This window comes from Micromonospora arida, from assembly GCF_003857035.1.
Lineage (GTDB): Bacteria > Actinomycetota > Actinomycetes > Mycobacteriales > Micromonosporaceae > Micromonospora > Micromonospora arida.
The window spans coordinates 1-4,173 of record NZ_QGSY01000222.1 but is presented as its reverse complement, the minus strand read 5'-3'; the positions used below and the strand labels follow the sequence as shown (position 1 = coordinate 4,173).

Genomic DNA, 4,173 nt, shown 5'->3' with positions numbered 1-4,173 from the left:
GCCGACTCGTCCGCCCCCGCCGACTCGCCCGCCCCCGCCGCCGCGGTCCGTCAACTGCGCCTCGTGGTGGAGGCCACCGACCACGAGGCCGCCGTCGCGTTCTTCCGCGACGCGCTGGGCCTGCCGGAGGAGGCGGCGTTCAGCGGCGAGGGGGATGCGCGGGTGGTGATCCTGGACGCCGGCCGCGCCACCCTGGAGATCGCCAACCCCGCTCAGAAACGCCTGATCGACGAGGTCGAGGTGGGTCGGCAGGTCGCGCCGCGGATCCGGGTGGCCTTCGAGGTGGACGACACGGAGGCGACGACCACCCGACTGGTGGCCGCCGGTGCGAGCGAGATCGCGCCGCCGACGCGTACGCCGTGGCAGTCACTCAACTCCCGCCTCGACGCCCCCGCCGGGCTCCAGATCACCATCTTCCAGGAACTCCTCAGGCCGGACGAGGGCGTCGGGGCGCGGGATGCGGAGCCCGAAGGTGACGGCGACAGCTGACTGAGTTCGGCAGTGGGCGGCCCGGGACATTGTCGATCGAGACCCTCCGGCACCCCGAACAGCTCTGGCGCGTTCTCGTCCGCCAGGGCGAGCCGCACGGCTACGTCAACCGCGTGCTGACCTAGACGGCTCACCCACGGTAGCGACGAACCGCTCGCTGTCTGCCTCCCGTCACCCTGCATGGCCCCTTTGCTCTGCTTACCTATATGCGCCATGTCCCACGAGCTGCGAATGGGCACTTTCCACCAGCCGCGGAGGTCTCTCACCGCAGTCACGGAACGTGACCGGTGCGTATTAGTAAGCAGAGCAAAGGGTGGCGTTCGGATATTGGCGCCCCGGTTCCGAAAACACCCTGCGTCACGGCCGTCTGGCCTGATGTTCGCAGGGCCGCCATGTCCGACTCTGCGTGTGACCGGGATCCCACCGGGCGGAGCCTCGGGCAATTCCGGAATGCCCGACAGGTGAACCCGGTTGTGTCCCCCGTACCGCCGGAGCCCAAACCCTGTCCGCGGTCATCTCCCGAGGAGCGTTCACCCCGGAGCGCTTCGCACGATCGAAAGGGCAACCATCGTGAAGGCCGACTTCACTCGATGGCTCCCCGCCATCGCTAAGGACTCGTACCGCAAGACCGCGCTGAGCGTGGCGGGTGTTGCCGCCCTCGGCGGTCTGGCGCTCGCGCCGACCGCAGCCGCCGCCCCGGTCACCTCCGGACCGCACCAGGGCGCCGTCGCCGCCATCGACCTCGCCACCGGCAAGGCCGCCACCTCGGCACGCCAGGATGAGCAGCCCGTCGAGTCGGGCCTGACCACCGGCTCCGCCACCGGCAAGCCGCCGGCCGGCAAGCCGAGCCGCGCCCAGCTGATCCCGCACGGCATCGAGGGCGCGCAGTCGCGCGTACCGCTCGACGACGCGCAGCTGGCCAACGCCCGGGCCATCGTCGACGCCGCCAAGAAGACCGGCGTCGGTGACCGGGGTGCGGTGATCGGCATCGCCACCTCGCTGCAGGAGTCGAAGCTGTACAACCTCGGCCACCTCGGCGCGTACAACGACCACGATTCGCAGGGCCTGTTCCAGCAGCGTCCGTCGTCCGGTTGGGGCACGCCCGACCAGATCACCGACCCGGAGTACGCCGCCACGGCGTTCTTCACCGCACTCAAGAACGTCGGCGGCTGGCAGGACCTGCCGCTGACCGCCGCCGCGCAGACCGTGCAGGTCTCCGCCTTCCCGTACGCGTACGCGCAGTGGGAGGAGCAGGCGGCGGACATCGTCCAGCAGATCTGGTGACACCCGCACACGAGACCGGCCGGCCCTTCACGGGAGCCGGCCGGTTTTTCGTGTCCGCGTACCTCAGCAGGCCGGGTAGAGGCGACGGGTGCCGACCCCGGCCGTGTACGCGTCCCGGTCGCTGAAACGGCAGCCGTAGTCGGGTCGGGCCACCACAGCCGGGTCGGTCACGGTGTCGCCGGCCGGGCGCTTGCCGGTGCGTACCCAGGACACCAGGTCGTCCCAGGCGGCGCCGGCCTCCGCCGGGGTGAACTCGCAGTGCTGCGTGGCCCGGATCGCCCGCTGGACCAGCAGCCTGCTGCGACCGTTCCGCGCCACGTCGCTGGCGTACGCCTGCTCCATGCTGAACGGTACGAACAGGTCGCCGAGACCGTGCAGGCTGAGCACCGGCGCGGTCGGGCGGCCGGCGATCCGCGGCACCTCGGTCAGCGTCGGCAGGAGCCGCTGCCGCAGGTTTTCCGGGGCGACCCGCTGCACCGTCGCGTTGACGTTCACCGGGCTGTTCGGGGCGTAGCGGGTGAGCAGGTTGGTGGACAGCTGACCCGGCCGCTGGGCGGGGGAGTTGCCGCTCCCGGTGGGCACGCTGATCGAGAAGAGGAAGTCCTTCCAGACCGCGAACGCGGCGTCGGCTCCCGGACGCGGCCCGCCCGACCGGTTCACCGTGATCGCCCGCAGCTGCTTGCCCCGCTCGGTGGTGGTGTCCGGCCCGGTGGGGGCCAGCCCGGCCAGACCGAGCGCCACCTGGATGCGGGGCACCGCGTTGGTCAGATAGTCAGCCGGCGTGGGATAGGCCGGTACTCCGGCGAGCGACTGCGCGACCAGGTTGTAGTCCAGGTAGAAGTCGAGCAGCGTCTGATCACCGAGCACACCGCACATCGGCATCGCGCCGTCGTAGAAGCCGGGGTACTGCTCAAGTGAACGACCAATGACGTACCCACCCATCGACACCCCGGCGACGTAGGTGTGCTGCGGTCGACGGACCGTCCGCCCGAAGTGGTCGGCGAGATCCTTCGTCCCCAGCACCCCGGAGCGGATGTCGAAGCCGTTGCGGTCGTACGAGGACGACGCCCAGGCGTACCCCTGCTCCAGCAGGCGCTGGCGCAGCCCGAACGCCGGCGGTTCCGGCGAGAGCACCGTGCCCTGGCCGCGGTAGCCGTGCGCCCACAACACCAGGTCGCCGTTCCACCGGGCGGGAACCTCGATGATGTACCCGGCGTGGCGGTGCACGCCCTGGCGTACCGTCGTCGGCTTGCCGCCCACGATCAGCGGCGCCAACGGCGGATTCTCGATGGTGTAGCCGGGCAGCGGCTCGCCGCCCCTCGCGTCGCGACCGGTGGCGCTGGCCGGTGCGGCACCGGCCAGTCCGACCGCGAGGGTCAGCGTCGCAGCGGCGGCGAGCAGGCGGCGGAGGGTACGAACGGGTGTGGACAGCATCGATGCTCCCCATCGGACGGTTGTCGCCCGGGGGCGACCAGCGGGACGGTTGCCTACCGGCCGGTAGCGCCCTGAACCTAGAACCGCTGTCGACCAGTGTCAATGGGTTCGCTGACCCGCCGGTCAACTCGATCGTCCAGCCCTACCCGGTCGTTCGGGCCGGTGGGTCGATCGGGTTGACTGGTCGTCGTGGACGAGTCGATCTGGGCGGCGGCCCGAGCGTCACGCGGCTGGCTGGACGCGGCGAACGGCACCGGGCAGACCGAGCTGACCTGCCGCATCCTCAAGCTCACCGAGGAGGCGGGGGAGGCCTCGGCCGCCTGGATCGGTCTGCTCGGGCAGAATCCGCGCAAGGGTGTCACCCACACCCGCGAGGACGTCGCGGCGGAGTTGGCCGACGTCGCCTTCACCGCGTTGGTGGCCATCGAAAGCCTCGGGCTGGACGCGCAGACGGCTCTGGACACCTGCGCCGCAAAGGTGCGCTCCCGCCTGACGGGCCAATAACCGTCCCGTAGCGCCCGCTCACCTCCGTCCACCCTTCCCGCCGGCCGACCGGTGCGTGAACGTTGACCGCATTGGGCGTTGTGCGCCGGTCGCTTCATTCGTGATCGACTCGGGTTCCTTGATGTCGCGGTGTCTGGGAGTCTGGGATGCCCCGACTTCCGTGAACCCGAGTGGATCACGCCGGCGGGCGCCGGTTTGGCGCTGTGGCCCCGGCGGTGGGTGGGTGGTTTGTCTGGTGGCGGGTGTTTGTGGGTGGTGACCGGGCGCACTCGTGGGCCGGAATCATGGCCGGGCCGGGGTCGTTACATACCCTGACGATCGCAGCACCACCGACCCGCCGCCCGACCCTTGGGGGTCTGGTCGCGCAGGTTGGAATGCCAGCCTCCGCCCGGTCGTTACAGTCCCCACGAACGACCGCAGGCACCACGGTGAGGGTGCCCGGTAGGTGGGCCACCCCGGAAT

General features: G+C 70.7%; 4 protein-coding genes. 3 read left to right on the top strand and 1 reads right to left on the bottom strand.

What is annotated here, in order from left to right; all coding sequences use genetic code 11:
- Window positions 1-63 precede the first annotated feature (63 nt).
- Window positions 64-489 carry a VOC family protein gene (locus DLJ58_RS21735; RefSeq protein ID WP_244219073.1) on the top strand — a complete coding sequence of 142 codons (426 nt, stop codon included), beginning with the start codon at window positions 64-66 and terminating at the stop codon, window positions 487-489.
- A gap of 570 nt (window positions 490-1,059) precedes the next feature.
- Entirely contained in the window at window positions 1,060-1,773 is a 714-nt protein-coding gene (locus DLJ58_RS21730) for a hypothetical protein (protein ID WP_124858848.1), read from the top strand.
- Window positions 1,774-1,836: 63 nt separating this feature from the next.
- Here the strand turns inward: DLJ58_RS21730 and DLJ58_RS21725 are convergent, their stop codons facing one another.
- Window positions 1,837-3,207: an alpha/beta hydrolase family protein gene (locus DLJ58_RS21725; RefSeq protein ID WP_124858847.1), complete on the bottom strand. Its 1,371-nt coding sequence runs from the start codon at window positions 3,205-3,207 to the stop codon at window positions 1,837-1,839.
- A gap of 189 nt (window positions 3,208-3,396) precedes the next feature.
- On the opposite strand from DLJ58_RS21725, the gene DLJ58_RS21720 reads away from it, so the two are divergent.
- Window positions 3,397-3,711 (top strand): MazG-like family protein, encoded by a 315-nt coding sequence (locus DLJ58_RS21720; protein ID WP_124858846.1) that lies wholly within the window; start codon window positions 3,397-3,399, stop codon window positions 3,709-3,711.
- Window positions 3,712-4,173 lie beyond the last annotated feature (462 nt).

What these genes read in the sequence shown, in the direction of transcription:
- DLJ58_RS21725 (WP_124858847.1), bottom strand. Translation starts at nt 3,207, where the DNA reads ATGCTGTCCACACCCGTTCGTACCCTCCGCCGCCTGCTCGCCGCCGCT.